A 12,681-nucleotide genomic window follows, 5' to 3' on the forward strand; every position below is an offset into this window, starting at 1 on the left:
TTACCCTCGCATCGATGTCATAGTATCAAGATCGATCGTACCGGTACGCTTGTACCAGATGATCAGCAGGCCGAGGCCGACCGCGACTTCGGACGCCGCGATGGCGATGACGAAGAACGCGAACATCTGCCCTGTCAGGTCGCCGTAGTAGTGACCGATGGCGGCAAAAGCGACGTTAACGGCGTTGAGCAGAATCTCCGACGCCATAAAGAGCATCAGCAGGTTCTTGCGGCGCATCACGCCGACCAGCCCGATCGCGAACAGGATCGTTGCGAGTACCAGGTAGTGTGTCAGTCCGATTTCCATCATAATGTCACCTTCTGCTCAGTCTCTTCTTGGCGGATCATCGTGATCTCCTCCTCTTTCATCTTCGTCAAGCTGCGGTCCATCTTCTTGCCGGCCATAACGATACCGGCGATCATCGCGACGAGCAGCATGACGGCGGCAACCTCGAAGGGGACGAGGTACTTCGTAAAGAGGACGATACCGACTGCCTGCGGGTTCGCAACACCCTCCGGTTCCGGGAAGGCCGCACTAATGTTCTCCGCTGCGATCGGCATCGCGAAGATCGTGATAACGAGCAGCGTCGCCAGGACGCTGAGCGTCAGGACGATCACCTTGGAGGTGTTATGCTCTTTGACCGCACGCGTCGTATCGAAGAACATCATACCGAAGGCGTACAGGGCCATGACCGCACCGGTGTAGACGATGATCTGGACGACGCCCAGGAAGTCCGCGTTCAGCAGGAAGAAGAACGCCGAGATCATGATCATCCCCGCCGCCATGGAGCTCAGTGCGTAAAGGGCCTGGCTACTCATAACGGTGTAGGAGAACATCGCGATGGTCAGGACCGCGAAAAGGTAAAATGCAATTGTTTCCATTCAGGCTCCTTAATACGCCAGCGGCGTCTTCTTGACGCGCGCATCTTCGTTCGGGGTGACGGCACCGAATCCCGGGTACTCTTTCTGCTCGCCCTTGATCGCCATGTCAATCGGGGTCAGCATATCCTCGAACAGGATGAAGTGCTCGCGCTGCTCCGAGGTGTTCTCGTAGCGCGGCCCGTGGACGATCGCCAGTTCCGGGCAGACTTCGGCGCAGTAGCCGCAGAAGATACAGCGGCCGAGGTTGATCGTATACTCCGTCACCGCTTTGCGGCTGTTCTCGTCGATACGCGTATCCATGCGGATACAGTCGGAGATACAGATCTTCTCGCAGAGCCCGCAGCCGATACAGCGCTCCGTACCGGATTCGAAGAGGCGCTGCATCTCGTGGACGGCGCGGTAGCGCGGCCCGATCGGCAGCTTCTCTTTCGGGTACTGTACGGTATGGATGTCAAATTTGATCATCTCGCGCATAACGACCCAGAGGCCGACGAAGAGCTCACCGCTGAGCCCGCGTTTGACCACCTGTTTGAACCGGTCCCATCCTGTCTCCGGATAGTCCTCGATATCGACTTTGAAGTAGTGCTGCTGCACGTTTCTGTCAGTAAATTGTTCCAGACTCATCACGACCCCTTAAAACATCATCACAATGCCGGTAACGACGACATTGATAACCGCGAGCGGCATCAGCACTTTCCAGCAGAGCCACATCAGTTGGTCCGGACGGACATCCGGCCATGCCGCACGCGTCCAGAGGAAAAAGAAGAAGAAGAACGCCACTTTGAGCAGCAGTCCCAGCGCGCCCATCACCGTACCGTCGCCGTAGCCGCCGAGGAAGACGATCGCCATGACGAAGGAGATGAAGAACATGTTCGCGTACTCCCCGATAAAGAAGAGGCCCCAGCGCATCCCCGAATACTCCGTACCGAAACCGTCGATGATCTCGTGGTCGTTGGCAACGAGGTGGAACGGCGTACGTCCCGTCTCGGCGAACGCCGCGATCCAGAAGAGGATAAAGGAGATGAAGCCCATCGGGTGCGCGAAGGCCATCCAGCCGTTCGCGGCCTGGTACTCGTTAAAGTCCAGCAAGGAGAGCGACCCGATGATCATCAGCGGCACGAGCAGCGCCAGACCGGTGACCACCTCGTAGGAGATGAAGATCGCCGCGCCGCGTGCCGCGGAGATGAGCGACCACTTGTTGTTCGACGCCATCCCCCCCAGCAGCGGACCGTAGAGGCCGATCGCCATCACGCCCAGGATATAGAGAATCCCGATGTTGACGTCGGCGATGATCGGGTGAACCGTGTAGCCGAAGATGGTGAACTCCGGCAGGAACGGGATCGCCGCCGCCGCCATGAATGCCGTTGCCGCCGTGATGACCGGTGCGATCTTGAAGATCGGTCCGACGACGCCGGACGGCACGATATCCTCTTTGGTAAAGAGCTTGATCCCGTCGGCCGCGATCTGCAGCAGGCCGTACGGACCGACATGCATCGGTCCCAGACGGCGCTGCATAAACGCGAGCACTTTACGTTCGAAATAGGTTCCGAAGCCGGCCAGTGCCGAGAAGACCAGCAGTACCACGACGATCTTGACGAGCGTCTCGATAATGAATGCTGTATCCATTTACCCCTCCTTATGAATGGATGCTGTCGCAAAGCGGTATGCGCCGAACAGCTCCTCTGTTTTGATGTTTGGATCGAAGGTCGTGACGCACATGACGCTTCCGTCGATCTTGTTGTCCTCGACCACTGTCAGGTTCTGTTCACCCGATGCCGTTGTGACAAGGACGGCGTCGCCTGCCGCCAGTCCCGTCGCTTCAAGCTGCGCCGGCGAGAGGTAGATACCGCTCTGCTCGTTCAGCTGGTGCGGCTTCATCGTGAACGCCGTAAACTGGCGTACCGGGTTGGCCGCGTAGATGACGTTTTCGCCTTCAAGCGTCAGCGCCTCGTCGATCTTCAGGGCAGAGGCTTCGCCGGCGGCAACGGCGACGTTCTTCAGCGCGTAGCCGCGGACTTCCGTGCCGTCGTTGTCGAAACGGTTCGGCAGGCTGTCGAACTCGCGCGCCTCGAATCCGGCTTCAACCGGGAGCTGCGCCGTGTAGTCGATCGTATAGCGCGCATTGAGACCGAGGGCGTTGGCGATGTCGTTGAGCACGTATCCACCATACGGCAGTGCCGCATTGGTCGGGTTGACGCGCTTCTCGATTCCGGTCAGCGTTCCCTCCTGCTGGTTCATCGCCGGCATGTCGAGGTCGCCATCGCCGAGCGCGCTGAGGACAAAATCGCCCGCCGTGTTGTAACCGATGCTGTAATCGCCCGCTTCCGCGTCCAGGTCGCAGATGAGTGCGACGCCCAGCGTATTGGAGAGCGGCGGGATCATCGTGAGGCTGAAGTCCGTAAACTTCTCGACGAGGGCCAGCAGGCGCGCCAGGTTCTTCGCGTTCGGGTGCGTATAGAGATCCGGACCCGCGATGAGGGCGAAAGCATCTTTTTTCTTGAGGTTCTTGTCCAGGAATGCCGTCCACTCGTCTGCATCGATGTCAAGCAGTTCAAGCAGGCGGTTCTCGTCGACCTCGACCTCTTTGGAGACCTTCTTCGGCACCATGGTCGTCTTCTCTTCCTCGACCTCTTCCTCTTCGCCCGTCTCTTCGTTGACCTTCTTGACCATCACCTTCTCGACGACCTTCTCTTTGATCGTCTCTTCGACCGTAATCGTTTTGAGGGTATGGAAAGAAGCGAGGTACTCCGCGACGTCGGCAGGCATTTTCTCTTTGTCACCGAAAAGATCGAGGATCAGGTAGAGCGCCGCCTCTTCGCGCAGCGGTTTGTGGTAGGCCGGGAAAACCCCCTTGCCGATCCCTTCGATAACCGGGTCCGCGAGCGGGTGGAAATAGATCCCTGCACCCTTGTTCATCTTGATGGCGTTGTTGAAAGCGTAGCGGGCGTTCGGGTTGTCCGATTTGAGGGCCGTACCGACGGAGACAACGAAGTTCGCGTCGTGCGCCAGCTTCAGGTCGCCACCGTAGAGCTGCTGGCCGCTGACTTCGGCGTAGTCGTCGAGGAACGTTTTGAAAGTACGCGCTTCCTCGTTGATGAGGCGGTACCCTTTGCGCTCTTTGAGCTTCTGCAGCATCAGCGCCTCTTCGTTGCTGATCGTGCTGGTGAAGCGGATCGTGTCCGCTTTCTCGAAGGCAGAGAGCGCCGCGTTGAACGCGGTTTCGTCTTTTTCGACGTCGCGGTTCTCGAAGTCGTAACCGTAGCGTCCGGCGCCGCAGAGGGAGACGTAGTTCCACTCGTTGCTTGTACGGTAGATCTTCTCCTCGTTGCTCGCCACGGAGGTGTGCTTCACTTCGTAGTTAAGCTGACAGCCTGCCGAACAGTGCGAACAGGTCGCCGGAACCTTCTGCTGCTCCCATGCATTGGTCGTATAGACGAAGTCCGTATCCACGAGGGCGCCGACCGGACAAACCGCCGCACACTCGCCGCAGGAGGTACAATCAAGCATCTCTTCGCCGGAGGTGAGGCCGATGATCGATTTGTTGAGCTTGTTCCACATGGAGTAGGCATCTTTCGGCATGCTCTCTTTGAACGCCGCATCGATCCCCTCGCCGCCGCGCGGGACGGTCTTGAGGCTGTTGTCGCCGATCATATCCTTACAGACGGTGACACAGCGCTCACAGACGATACAGAGGCCCGGATCGTAGTGGAGGTGGCCCCAGTCTTTGATGGGACGTTCGACGTCAGCGATGGTGTAGCTTTGCGAATCGACGCCCATTTCCAGGGTGTAGTTCTGCAGCTCGCACTCGCCGGACTGGTCACAGACCCCGCACTGCAGCGGGTGGTTGACGTCATAGACCTCCATGATCGCACGGCGTTCCGTCTCGATGTTGTCGGTCGTCGTCGTGATGTCCATGCCCTCTTTGGTCTTGGCATTACAGGCGTAGACCTGTTTGCCGTCGGCCTCAACCAGACAGATACGGCATGCCAAGGTGGGGCTGCAGCGCGTCAGGTAACAGATGGCGGGGATGAAAATACCGTTTGCCCGGGCGGCATTGAGGATATATTCGCCCTCTTCGCACTCAATCGGCCGCCCGTCGATGGTGATAGTGATTTTACTCATCATTGCTCGCTTTCATAATATTGACTTTCTCAAACCTGTAGGCCCCCGGGTCTACGGAGAGACCGCGATCGAAGGTCGGTTCAAGGGCAATAGTCCCCTTCAGGCTGGAATCGATGACAAATCGGCGTTCGCGGGCCGCATCACCGCTGCCGATCACGACAAGGTCGCCGTCTTTGAGGCGTGCCGCAACCGCAAACTGTTCGCTGCCGCGCAGCTCCGATGTTTTCTCCAGCTGCGCCGTACGCGCCGTAAACTGGTTGAACTGCAGGACCGGGTTGCAGGCGTAAACGACTGTCCCGTTGAACTCCGGAAGATCCTCAACCTCGTCGCACTGCTGCGCCGCCGGTTTCTTGACCTTCTCCAGACGGTACCCGCGCGTGTCCTCGCCCAGTGGAGAGTAGAAGTTCTCCAGGGCATCGAAGGCAAGCCGCTTGAACCCTTTTTCCGCCGGCAGTTCCGGCGTGAAATCGATGGTGTAGCGTTTGCCGACACCCAGGGCATTGGCCAGGTCGTTGAGCACGTAGCCATCGAACCCGACGGCGACGTTCATCGGCAGGAGCTGACGGTCGAGGTTGACCACCGTTCCCTCCTGCTGATTCATCGCCGCCACCGTCAGATCCGCATCGCTATCCGCAGCAATGACGAAATCGCCCGCCGCGTTGTAGCCGACGACGCCGCCGTTGCTGCCGCTGTCTGCATCGAGGTCACAGATCAGTGAAACCCCGACGCTGTTGACCTCTGCCGCCGCGACGACGACTCTGTAGCCGCCGAAACGCGCCAGCAGCCCGGCCAGTTTCGCGATGTTTTCCGCACGCGGATGGGCGAAGAGGTCGCTGCCCAGGACGAGGGTTTTCGCCTTGGCGCGTTTGAACTGCTTGCCGATCAGGGCCAGCTCCTCTTCGCCGACGTTGCTCTCCGCACTGAGGTAGCCGTCGTCGAGCGCCGCGAGGAAGGCCTCGGTCGTCTTGTTCGTTTCGGCATCCGCGAGCAGCGCCTGCGCCAGCAGCGCCATGACACCCTCTTCGGTTCCGACTTCGTACTTGATGAACTGCGTCACAATGTTCTGCATCAGCGCATCCTCGAGCGGATGCATGTAGACGATCTTCGCCCCGCGGTGGCGGGCCGCCGTCGTCATCGCGTAGCGCAGCGCCGGGTTGTCGGTCCCGATGCGGCTGCCCAGCACGATGATGCCGTCGCTGGCCTTGAGGTCGGCCATTGTAGCGAGTTCGGCCTTGCCGTCCGCCGTCGAACCGAAGGCGTTAACAAAGGCGCCGTAGCGGCGCGCATCCTCGTTATAGAGCTTGAGGCCCGTCTTCTCCTTGGTCCGCTGCAGGATCAGCGCCTCTTCGTTGGTGATGATCGAGGAGAAGCGGATCGCCTCGGCGCTTTTGATGGCTTCCAGGGCCGCCACGAATGCTTTGCCCTCTTTTTCGCCTTTGACATCGAAGTCGTAGCCGAAACGTCCCGCCCCGCAGAGGGAGGCGAATTCAAAGTTGTTCGTGACGCGGAAGATGCGCTCTTCGCCCGGCTTGGCGGCGCCGGAGGTCTTCACTTCGTACTCCAGGGCGCAGCCCGCGGAACAGTGGGCACAGGTGGAGGGGATGCGTTCCAGTTCCCAGGCGTTGGCCTTGTACTGGAAGTCCGCACTCACCAGCGCGCCGACCGGACAGACGGCGATACACTCGCCGCAGAACGTACAGTCGAGCTGCTCGCTGTTTTTCGGGATGATCGTCGATTTGTAGCCGCCGAATTTGAGTTCGATGGCGTCGTCGCCGATCACTTCGTTACAGACGTGCGTACACTTCTCGCACATGATACAGAGGTTCGGATCGTAGTTGACCAGTCCCCAGTGCTCGATCTTGCGCGACTGCTCCTTCGCCGTAAAGTTCTGGGAGCCGACATTGAACTCCAGTGTCTTGTTCTGCAGGTCGCACGCACCCGATTTGTCGCAGACCCCGCATTCAAGCGGGTGGTTGACGTCGTAGAGGCGCATGATGTTCGTACGCTCTTCGTGCAAAACGTTGTTGTTGGTAATGACGGCCAGCCCCTCTGTCGGAGGCGTCTGGCAGCTCAGGACCATCCCGTCGACGCCCTCGGCTTCCACGACGCACAGACGGCATGACGCCGCCGGGTTCGTTTTTTCCAGGTAACACATCGTCGGGATGTAGATCCCCTCGCGGCGGGCGACCTTGAGAATAGTTTCGCCCTTTTTCGCACTGACGTTGCGGCCGTCAATGGTAAAGTTGATCATTTCACTCATCCGGCCTCCTTACTGCGCGACCATCGCGATATAGTAGCAGCGCATACAGCGTTCAGCCTCGCTGATCGCCTGCTCCTGCGTGAAGCCGAAATTGACTTCCATGTTGTTGACTTTGCGGATATCGACATCGACGACCTCGCTGTGCTGGCGCGGCAGGCCCGGCAGCCAGCCGGTGACCTTTTCGTTCTTGTCGTAGACCCGCATTTTGCGCAGCTGGTCTTCCATTACCTCTTCGTCGGTGAGCGTAATCTCGCCGTTCTGGACGTAGCGGGCAATGACGGAAGCGGCGCGTTTCGCCTGGCCGACGGCATTGACGATGGTCATCGGGCCGTATTCGCAGTCGCCGGAAGCAAAAATGCCTTTGCGTGATGTCATGTAGTCCTTGCCGTTCGTCTTGATCGTCGCCCAGGAGGTCATCTCGATCTCCCACTCTTCGGGGAGCAGGTCGAGGTCGGCGCTCTGCGAAACTGCCGGGATCAGGTAGTCGCACTCCATATCAAAAGAGGCGCCTTCGATCTTGACGAGCTGCGGACGGCCGCCGTCGGGGTCGGGGACCAGTTCGAACTTGTCGACGACGAGGGATTTGAGCACATCGTTCTCATCAACGATCGCATTGACCGCGGAGTGGAAGATAAACTCGACACCCTCTTCGACCGCTTCGTGGTACTCCTCGTAGGTCGTATTGCGGATGATCGTCTTCTCGTCACGGCGGTAGAGCATGACGACACGCTTCGCGCCGGCACGGATGGAGCAGCGGACGACGTCCATCGAGGTAAAGCCGCCCCCGACACAGACGACGGTTTTACCCGTCAGGTCGACGTAGTCGCTGTCGATGGCGTACTCTTTTTTCTGCTCCTCGGTGAGGGTGATCCCGAACTTGACATAGAGGTTCACACGGTCGAGGAAGTCGATCGCTCCCCAGTAGCCGGTGATCTCCGGGCGCTCGTTGTCACAGCGCACCTTCTTGGAGATCCGTGTGCCCGTCGCGACCATCACCGCATCGTATTCCTCTTCGAACCCGCGCATCATCTCCGCGCTGACGCGGCTGTTGGTGATGAAGTTGACGCCGAGGTCCTTGACAGCCTCGATATCCTTCTCGTACTTGTCCCACGGCATACGGTACTCCGGGACGCCGACGGTGACTTCGCCGCCGAGAACCGGCAGCTCTTCGTAGACATCGCAGTGCACCCCTTCGAGGGCCAGGTAGTATGCCGTCGTGAGACCCGCCGGGCCCGCACCGATAACGGCGACTCTCTTGCCCGTCGATGGCTTCTGCTCTGAAGGGTGGAAGAAGCCGAAACCGTGGTCCGTCTCGTAATCGGCGCCGAGGCGCTTGAGCTCCATGATCGCAATCGGTTCGTCCAGGTTCGTGCGACGACATTCGTCTTCGCACGGGTGCGGACAGACGCGGCCGCAGGTGTGCGCCAGCGGCATCGTCTGGCGCGTGGCCATCAGGGAGTCGTCGAAGCGGAGGTCGCGGACGCCCTCGATGTAGGCCGGGATGTCGACGTGCGCCGGACAGGCGTCCGTACACGGCGCCGTGATCTTGGCGATGTAGCCGACTTCCTCATTGTAGTGCTTGGAAGGCTTCTGCCCGTCGATGCACGCCAGGAAGTCCGCTTCGAAATGCGTCATCAGGTCCAGCAGCGGGTTCGGCACGGTTTTGCCGATCTCGCATTTGGAAGTGAGCTGCATATTGCGCGCAACCTCTTTGAGGTGATCCATGTCACTAAGCGCACCTTCGCCCCGGGCAATTTTGTCCAGCAGGTCGTACAGGATCCGTCCGCCCCAGCGTCCGGGGGCACAGCGCCCGCACGCCTCGGAGTAGACCTGGTACTGCGCGGCGTACTCGGTCGCCAGGCGTACAACATCCACTTCGGGATCGTACAGCGCCACGCCGTCCCAGCCGATAAAGGCCTTGGCATCGCTGTGCTCGTTGTACTGCATCGGCAGCTTGTACGCACTCTCTTCCCACGCCGCTTCGGATTTGCCGATATTATTGATCTGCTCCGATTTCCACGTGGAGAAATAGACTTTACTCAACTCTTCTTCCTCTTATTTACGGACAACCAGGGTCCAGTCGACTTCGTTGAACTTCAACGAATTGAGCAGTTCGTAGCCCTGCTCTTTCATCAGGTCGGCACTGCGCTGTACCGGCGAGAAGTCACCCACTTCGAACAGGAAGATGATCACTTCGCCCGCAGGAGCCGTTTGCATGATCTCCATCATGCGGCCATCAAACTCATTATGCAGATGTCTAAGGTCGTAACGTAACATTCATGCGCTCCTTATTAACGGTCGACTTCGCCGAAGACGATATTGGTCGTTCCGATGATGGAGACGACGTCCGGGATGTAGTGGCCCGGGAGAAGATCGGTGAGGATCCCCGTGTGCCAGAACGACGGCGCGCGCAGTTTCAGGCGGTACGGGTATGCACCGCCCTGGCTGTTGATGAAGTAGCCCAGCTCTCCCTTCGGAGACTCGGTCGGGACATACACCTCGCCGACCGGCGGGCGCATCCCCTGCGTGACGAGGACGAAGTGCTGCATCAGCGCGTAGTTCTGCGTCATGATGTCGAGCTTCGGCGCGGAGATGTACTGCGGCGCATGGGCCATCAGTTCGGTCTGGTTATTCTTGACCGTCTCCTCGTACATGTCGATCGTCTGGTAGAGGATCTTCGCGGATTCGCGCATCTCGGCCATGTAGATCTTATAACGCGCGTAGTTGTCGCCCTTGTCGGACCACGGGACGTTGAACTCGACTTCGTCGTAGAGTTCGTACGGCTCCTCTTTACGGATATCCCACTGGACGCCCGAAGCGCGCAGCATCGGCCCCGTACAGCCCCAGGAGAGGGCCATCTCCGTCGAGATCGTCCCGACGTTTTCCATACGCATCTTCCAGATACGGTTCTGGTCGAGCAGGTCCTCGTAGTCCTTGATGTTCTGCGGAAGCTTATCCAGGAACTTTTTGAGGTCGCCCAGGAAGTTGTCCGGAATGTCAAGCGGCACGCCGCCGATACGGATCGCCGCGTGCGTCAGGCGCGCCCCGCAGTAATCCTCGACGAGGTCCATCAGGTATTCGCGTTCGCGGAAGGCGTAAAGGAAGACCGTCATCGCCCCGATATCGAGCGCCGTCGTCGCCAGCCAGAAGAGGTGGGACATCAGGCGGTTGACCTCGAGCAGCATCATCCGGATGACTTTCGCGCGGCGCGGCACTTCCAGGCCGATCAGTTTCTCAACCGCCAGGGCGAAGCCGTAGTTGTTGGATGAGGAGGCGATATAGTCCATACGGTCTGTCGTCGGCATGAACTCGTTGTAGATCATGTTCTCCGCCATCTTCTCCATCCCGCGGTGCAGGTAGCCGACATCCGGGTGCGCCTTGACGATCTGCTCCTGCTGGAGGTGCAGCATCAGTCTCAGCTGTCCGTGCGCGGAGGGGTGCTGCGGTCCGAAGTTGAGCACGAGTTCGTTGTCGTCACGCTCAAAGGTGATATTTTCAAAAAACGGTCGTAATCGGTTCGTCTGTTGCATTGCTCGCCTTATCTGTCTCTGTCTTCAATAACGACAGATTTTTCTTCGTGGAATTTCGAAATCATGAAGACGCCGCCCTCTTCCTGGAGTTCGAGGCCCCGTTTCGTTTCGCCTTCGGAGATATCCGTCCCTTTCGGCACTTCATAGCCGAGGCGGGCGAAACGCGTCGTATCGTAGCGGTTGACTTCCGCCGGATCGCGCAGTTCCGGCCCGATGACGTCGCGGTACTCTTTGCCGAAGATCTTGTCGACTTCGTACCATGCCGCGAACTCGTCGCCCTGCAGCGGGTAGGTCTTGCGCAGCGGGAACCCTTCCCAGTCGTCGGGCATCAGGATGCGTTTGGGGAACGGGTGGTTGTTGAGCTTGATGCCGAACATGTCGTACATCTCGCGCTCGCTCCAGTCAGCGCTGCGGAAGAGCTTCTCGACGCTGTTGACCGCTTCGGTCTCGTCGATGAACATCTTGATGCGCAGGCGCTTGCGCTTGGACATGCTGAGCATCTGGTAGAAGACCTCGAACTGCCCTTTTTCTGCGAGCCAGTCGATGGCACTCAGCTCGGAGAGCTGGGTATATCCCAGCGCATCGCGCAGCAGTTCGAGCACGCCGTAGTTGTCCTCGGGTTTGATGTAGACGACCATCTGCTCGACCTGAATATAGGCCTCGCTGACGTCGAATTTCGCTTTGATCGCTTCGAGGTCCGCCGCGAAGATCTCATCTTCGCTGACGTCGCTTTTCGCGACCTGCGGTGCGACCCAGTAGCGGTCCGTATAGTAAGGCTTTGCCTGTACGTCGTCTTTCGGGGTATAGCGTCTCATCACAGCAGCCTTTTCGGTTTCTGGGCTTTGATCGCCTTTTCGCGGCGGATCTTCTTCTGCAGCATCAAAACCGCATACTGCAGTGTCTCCGGACGCGGCGCACAGCCCGGCAGGTAGAGGTCGACCGGGATAACGCGGTCACACCCCTGCACGGTGGCGTAGGTATTGAACATCCCGCCCGTATTCGCGCAGGAGCCCATGGAGATGACCCATTTGGGTTCCGTCATCTGGTCGTAAAGACGGCGGATAAACTCCGCGTGCTTCTTTGTCAGCGTTCCCGCGACGATCATGACTTCCGACTGGCGCGGCGAAGCGCGGAAGATCGTACCGAAGCGGTCGAAGTCGTAGCGTGACGCCCCCGAGGCCATCATCTCGATCCCGCAGCAGGCCAGACCGTACGTCAGCGCCCAAAGCGAGTTCGAGCGCCCCCAGTTGACCACCTTGTCGACGGTCGTCAATGCGACGGGAAGCCCGCCGTCTTGCATGAAATTTACTTGATGTTGTGCCATTCAAGCGCTCCTTTCTTCCAAGCGTACACGAAACCGATGGCCAGCAGCAGGATGAACAGCATCATCTCCGCAAAGCCGAACCAACCGAGCAGTTTGAAGTCGATTGCCCACGGGAACATGAAAACGATCTCCACGTCAAACAGCAGAAACAGCAGCGCGAACAGGTAAAACTGCGGCGAGATTCTGTTGGGCTGTTTGGTCACTTCCGGTCCACATTCGTAGATGGAAAGTTTGATCTTCTCCGTATCTTTTGCCGCCATTGCGCGACTGGCCCATCGCGCCAGGACCGTCGTTCCGTAGAACGCACCGAAGGTCAGCACGAAGAGGATAAAGACCCCAAAATAGGGGTGAGCAACACCTACATGTTCCATGTATCCTACCTTTTCTAGTGGTATCACACCGGACAAATCCCCGAAAATCGGGGCTTTCTCCAAGCGAGATTCTATATCAAAACAGTTGCAAGCAATATAGCGAAAAGGTCATTAAATCCCCTAAATTCGGCCTTCCCAATTGGAGGGCATGTCACCGATGGAAACAGGTCAAAAATGGGGGTGCGGGAGGTGT

Annotated in this window: 12 protein-coding genes; all 12 read right to left on the reverse strand. The window is 58.7% G+C overall.

What is annotated here, in order from left to right; translation table 11 throughout:
* Genes nuoK through WCX72_RS11455 form a run of 12 tightly spaced genes read right to left on the reverse strand, consistent with a single transcriptional unit; the run spans position 1 to position 12,488 of the window.
* A complete protein-coding gene (gene nuoK, locus WCX72_RS11400; protein ID WP_231019190.1) occupies positions 1-309 on the reverse strand; it encodes an NADH-quinone oxidoreductase subunit NuoK in 309 nt (102 codons plus the stop codon).
* Positions 306-881, reverse strand: coding sequence for an NADH-quinone oxidoreductase subunit J (locus WCX72_RS11405; RefSeq protein ID WP_345969876.1), 576 nt, complete (start codon positions 879-881; stop codon positions 306-308). The genes nuoK and WCX72_RS11405 overlap by 4 nt, the downstream gene beginning before the upstream one ends.
* Positions 882-890: 9 nt before the next feature.
* A complete protein-coding gene (gene nuoI, locus WCX72_RS11410; protein WP_231019192.1) occupies positions 891-1,505 on the reverse strand; it encodes an NADH-quinone oxidoreductase subunit NuoI in 615 nt (204 codons plus the stop codon).
* A 9-nt stretch (positions 1,506-1,514) separates the two neighbouring features.
* Entirely contained in the window at positions 1,515-2,507 is a 993-nt protein-coding gene (gene nuoH, locus WCX72_RS11415; RefSeq protein WP_345969877.1) for an NADH-quinone oxidoreductase subunit NuoH, read from the reverse strand.
* Positions 2,508-5,003, reverse strand: a complete 2,496-nt coding sequence (locus WCX72_RS11420) for an NADH-quinone oxidoreductase subunit G (RefSeq protein WP_345971561.1) — start codon at positions 5,001-5,003, stop codon at positions 2,508-2,510.
* On the reverse strand, positions 4,996-7,263 hold the full coding sequence (locus WCX72_RS11425) for a 2Fe-2S iron-sulfur cluster-binding protein (RefSeq protein WP_345969878.1): 2,268 nt from the start codon (positions 7,261-7,263) through the stop codon (positions 4,996-4,998). Before WCX72_RS11425 ends, WCX72_RS11420 begins: the two co-directional genes overlap by 8 nt.
* Positions 7,264-7,272: 9 nt before the next feature.
* Positions 7,273-9,306, reverse strand: a complete 2,034-nt coding sequence (locus WCX72_RS11430; protein WP_345969879.1) for an FAD-dependent oxidoreductase — start codon at positions 9,304-9,306, stop codon at positions 7,273-7,275.
* A 12-nt stretch (positions 9,307-9,318) separates the two neighbouring features.
* Positions 9,319-9,540 (reverse strand): NADH-ubiquinone oxidoreductase subunit E family protein, encoded by a 222-nt coding sequence (locus tag WCX72_RS11435; protein WP_231019198.1) that lies wholly within the window; start codon positions 9,538-9,540, stop codon positions 9,319-9,321.
* Between the two features lie 14 nt (positions 9,541-9,554).
* Positions 9,555-10,793, reverse strand: coding sequence for an NADH dehydrogenase (quinone) subunit D (nuoD, locus tag WCX72_RS11440; protein WP_231019199.1), 1,239 nt, complete (start codon positions 10,791-10,793; stop codon positions 9,555-9,557).
* Positions 10,794-10,801: 8 nt separating this feature from the next.
* The gene (locus WCX72_RS11445) at positions 10,802-11,608 is read right to left on the reverse strand and encodes an NADH-quinone oxidoreductase subunit C (RefSeq protein WP_231019200.1); all 807 of its coding nucleotides are present in this window, start codon (positions 11,606-11,608) and stop codon (positions 10,802-10,804) included.
* Positions 11,608-12,117, reverse strand: a complete 510-nt coding sequence (locus WCX72_RS11450) for an NADH-quinone oxidoreductase subunit B (protein ID WP_231019201.1) — start codon at positions 12,115-12,117, stop codon at positions 11,608-11,610. The genes WCX72_RS11445 and WCX72_RS11450 overlap by 1 nt, the downstream gene beginning before the upstream one ends.
* Positions 12,099-12,488: an NAD(P)H-quinone oxidoreductase subunit 3 gene (locus WCX72_RS11455; protein ID WP_231019202.1), complete on the reverse strand. Its 390-nt coding sequence runs from the start codon at positions 12,486-12,488 to the stop codon at positions 12,099-12,101. Before WCX72_RS11455 ends, WCX72_RS11450 begins: the two co-directional genes overlap by 19 nt.
* Positions 12,489-12,681: the final 193 nt, after the last annotated feature.

Source organism: Thiomicrolovo immobilis (genome assembly GCF_039645955.1).
GTDB lineage: Bacteria > Campylobacterota > Campylobacteria > Campylobacterales > Sulfurimonadaceae > Thiomicrolovo > Thiomicrolovo diazotrophicus.

What these genes read in the sequence shown, in the direction of transcription:
- WCX72_RS11455 (WP_231019202.1), bottom strand. Translation starts at nt 12,488, where the DNA reads ATGGAACATGTAGGTGTTGCTCACCCCTATTTTGGGGTCTTTATCCTC.
- nuoH (WP_345969877.1), bottom strand. Translation starts at nt 2,507, where the DNA reads ATGGATACAGCATTCATTATCGAGACGCTCGTCAAGATCGTCGTGGTA.
- nuoK (WP_231019190.1), bottom strand. Translation starts at nt 309, where the DNA reads ATGATGGAAATCGGACTGACACACTACCTGGTACTCGCAACGATCCTG.
- WCX72_RS11420 (WP_345971561.1), bottom strand. Translation starts at nt 5,003, where the DNA reads ATGAGTAAAATCACTATCACCATCGACGGGCGGCCGATTGAGTGCGAA.
- nuoD (WP_231019199.1), bottom strand. Translation starts at nt 10,793, where the DNA reads ATGCAACAGACGAACCGATTACGACCGTTTTTTGAAAATATCACCTTT.
- WCX72_RS11405 (WP_345969876.1), bottom strand. Translation starts at nt 881, where the DNA reads ATGGAAACAATTGCATTTTACCTTTTCGCGGTCCTGACCATCGCGATG.
- WCX72_RS11450 (WP_231019201.1), bottom strand. Translation starts at nt 12,117, where the DNA reads ATGGCACAACATCAAGTAAATTTCATGCAAGACGGCGGGCTTCCCGTC.
- nuoI (WP_231019192.1), bottom strand. Translation starts at nt 1,505, where the DNA reads ATGAGTCTGGAACAATTTACTGACAGAAACGTGCAGCAGCACTACTTC.
- WCX72_RS11425 (WP_345969878.1), bottom strand. Translation starts at nt 7,263, where the DNA reads ATGAGTGAAATGATCAACTTTACCATTGACGGCCGCAACGTCAGTGCG.
- WCX72_RS11445 (WP_231019200.1), bottom strand. Translation starts at nt 11,608, where the DNA reads ATGAGACGCTATACCCCGAAAGACGACGTACAGGCAAAGCCTTACTAT.
- WCX72_RS11435 (WP_231019198.1), bottom strand. Translation starts at nt 9,540, where the DNA reads ATGTTACGTTACGACCTTAGACATCTGCATAATGAGTTTGATGGCCGC.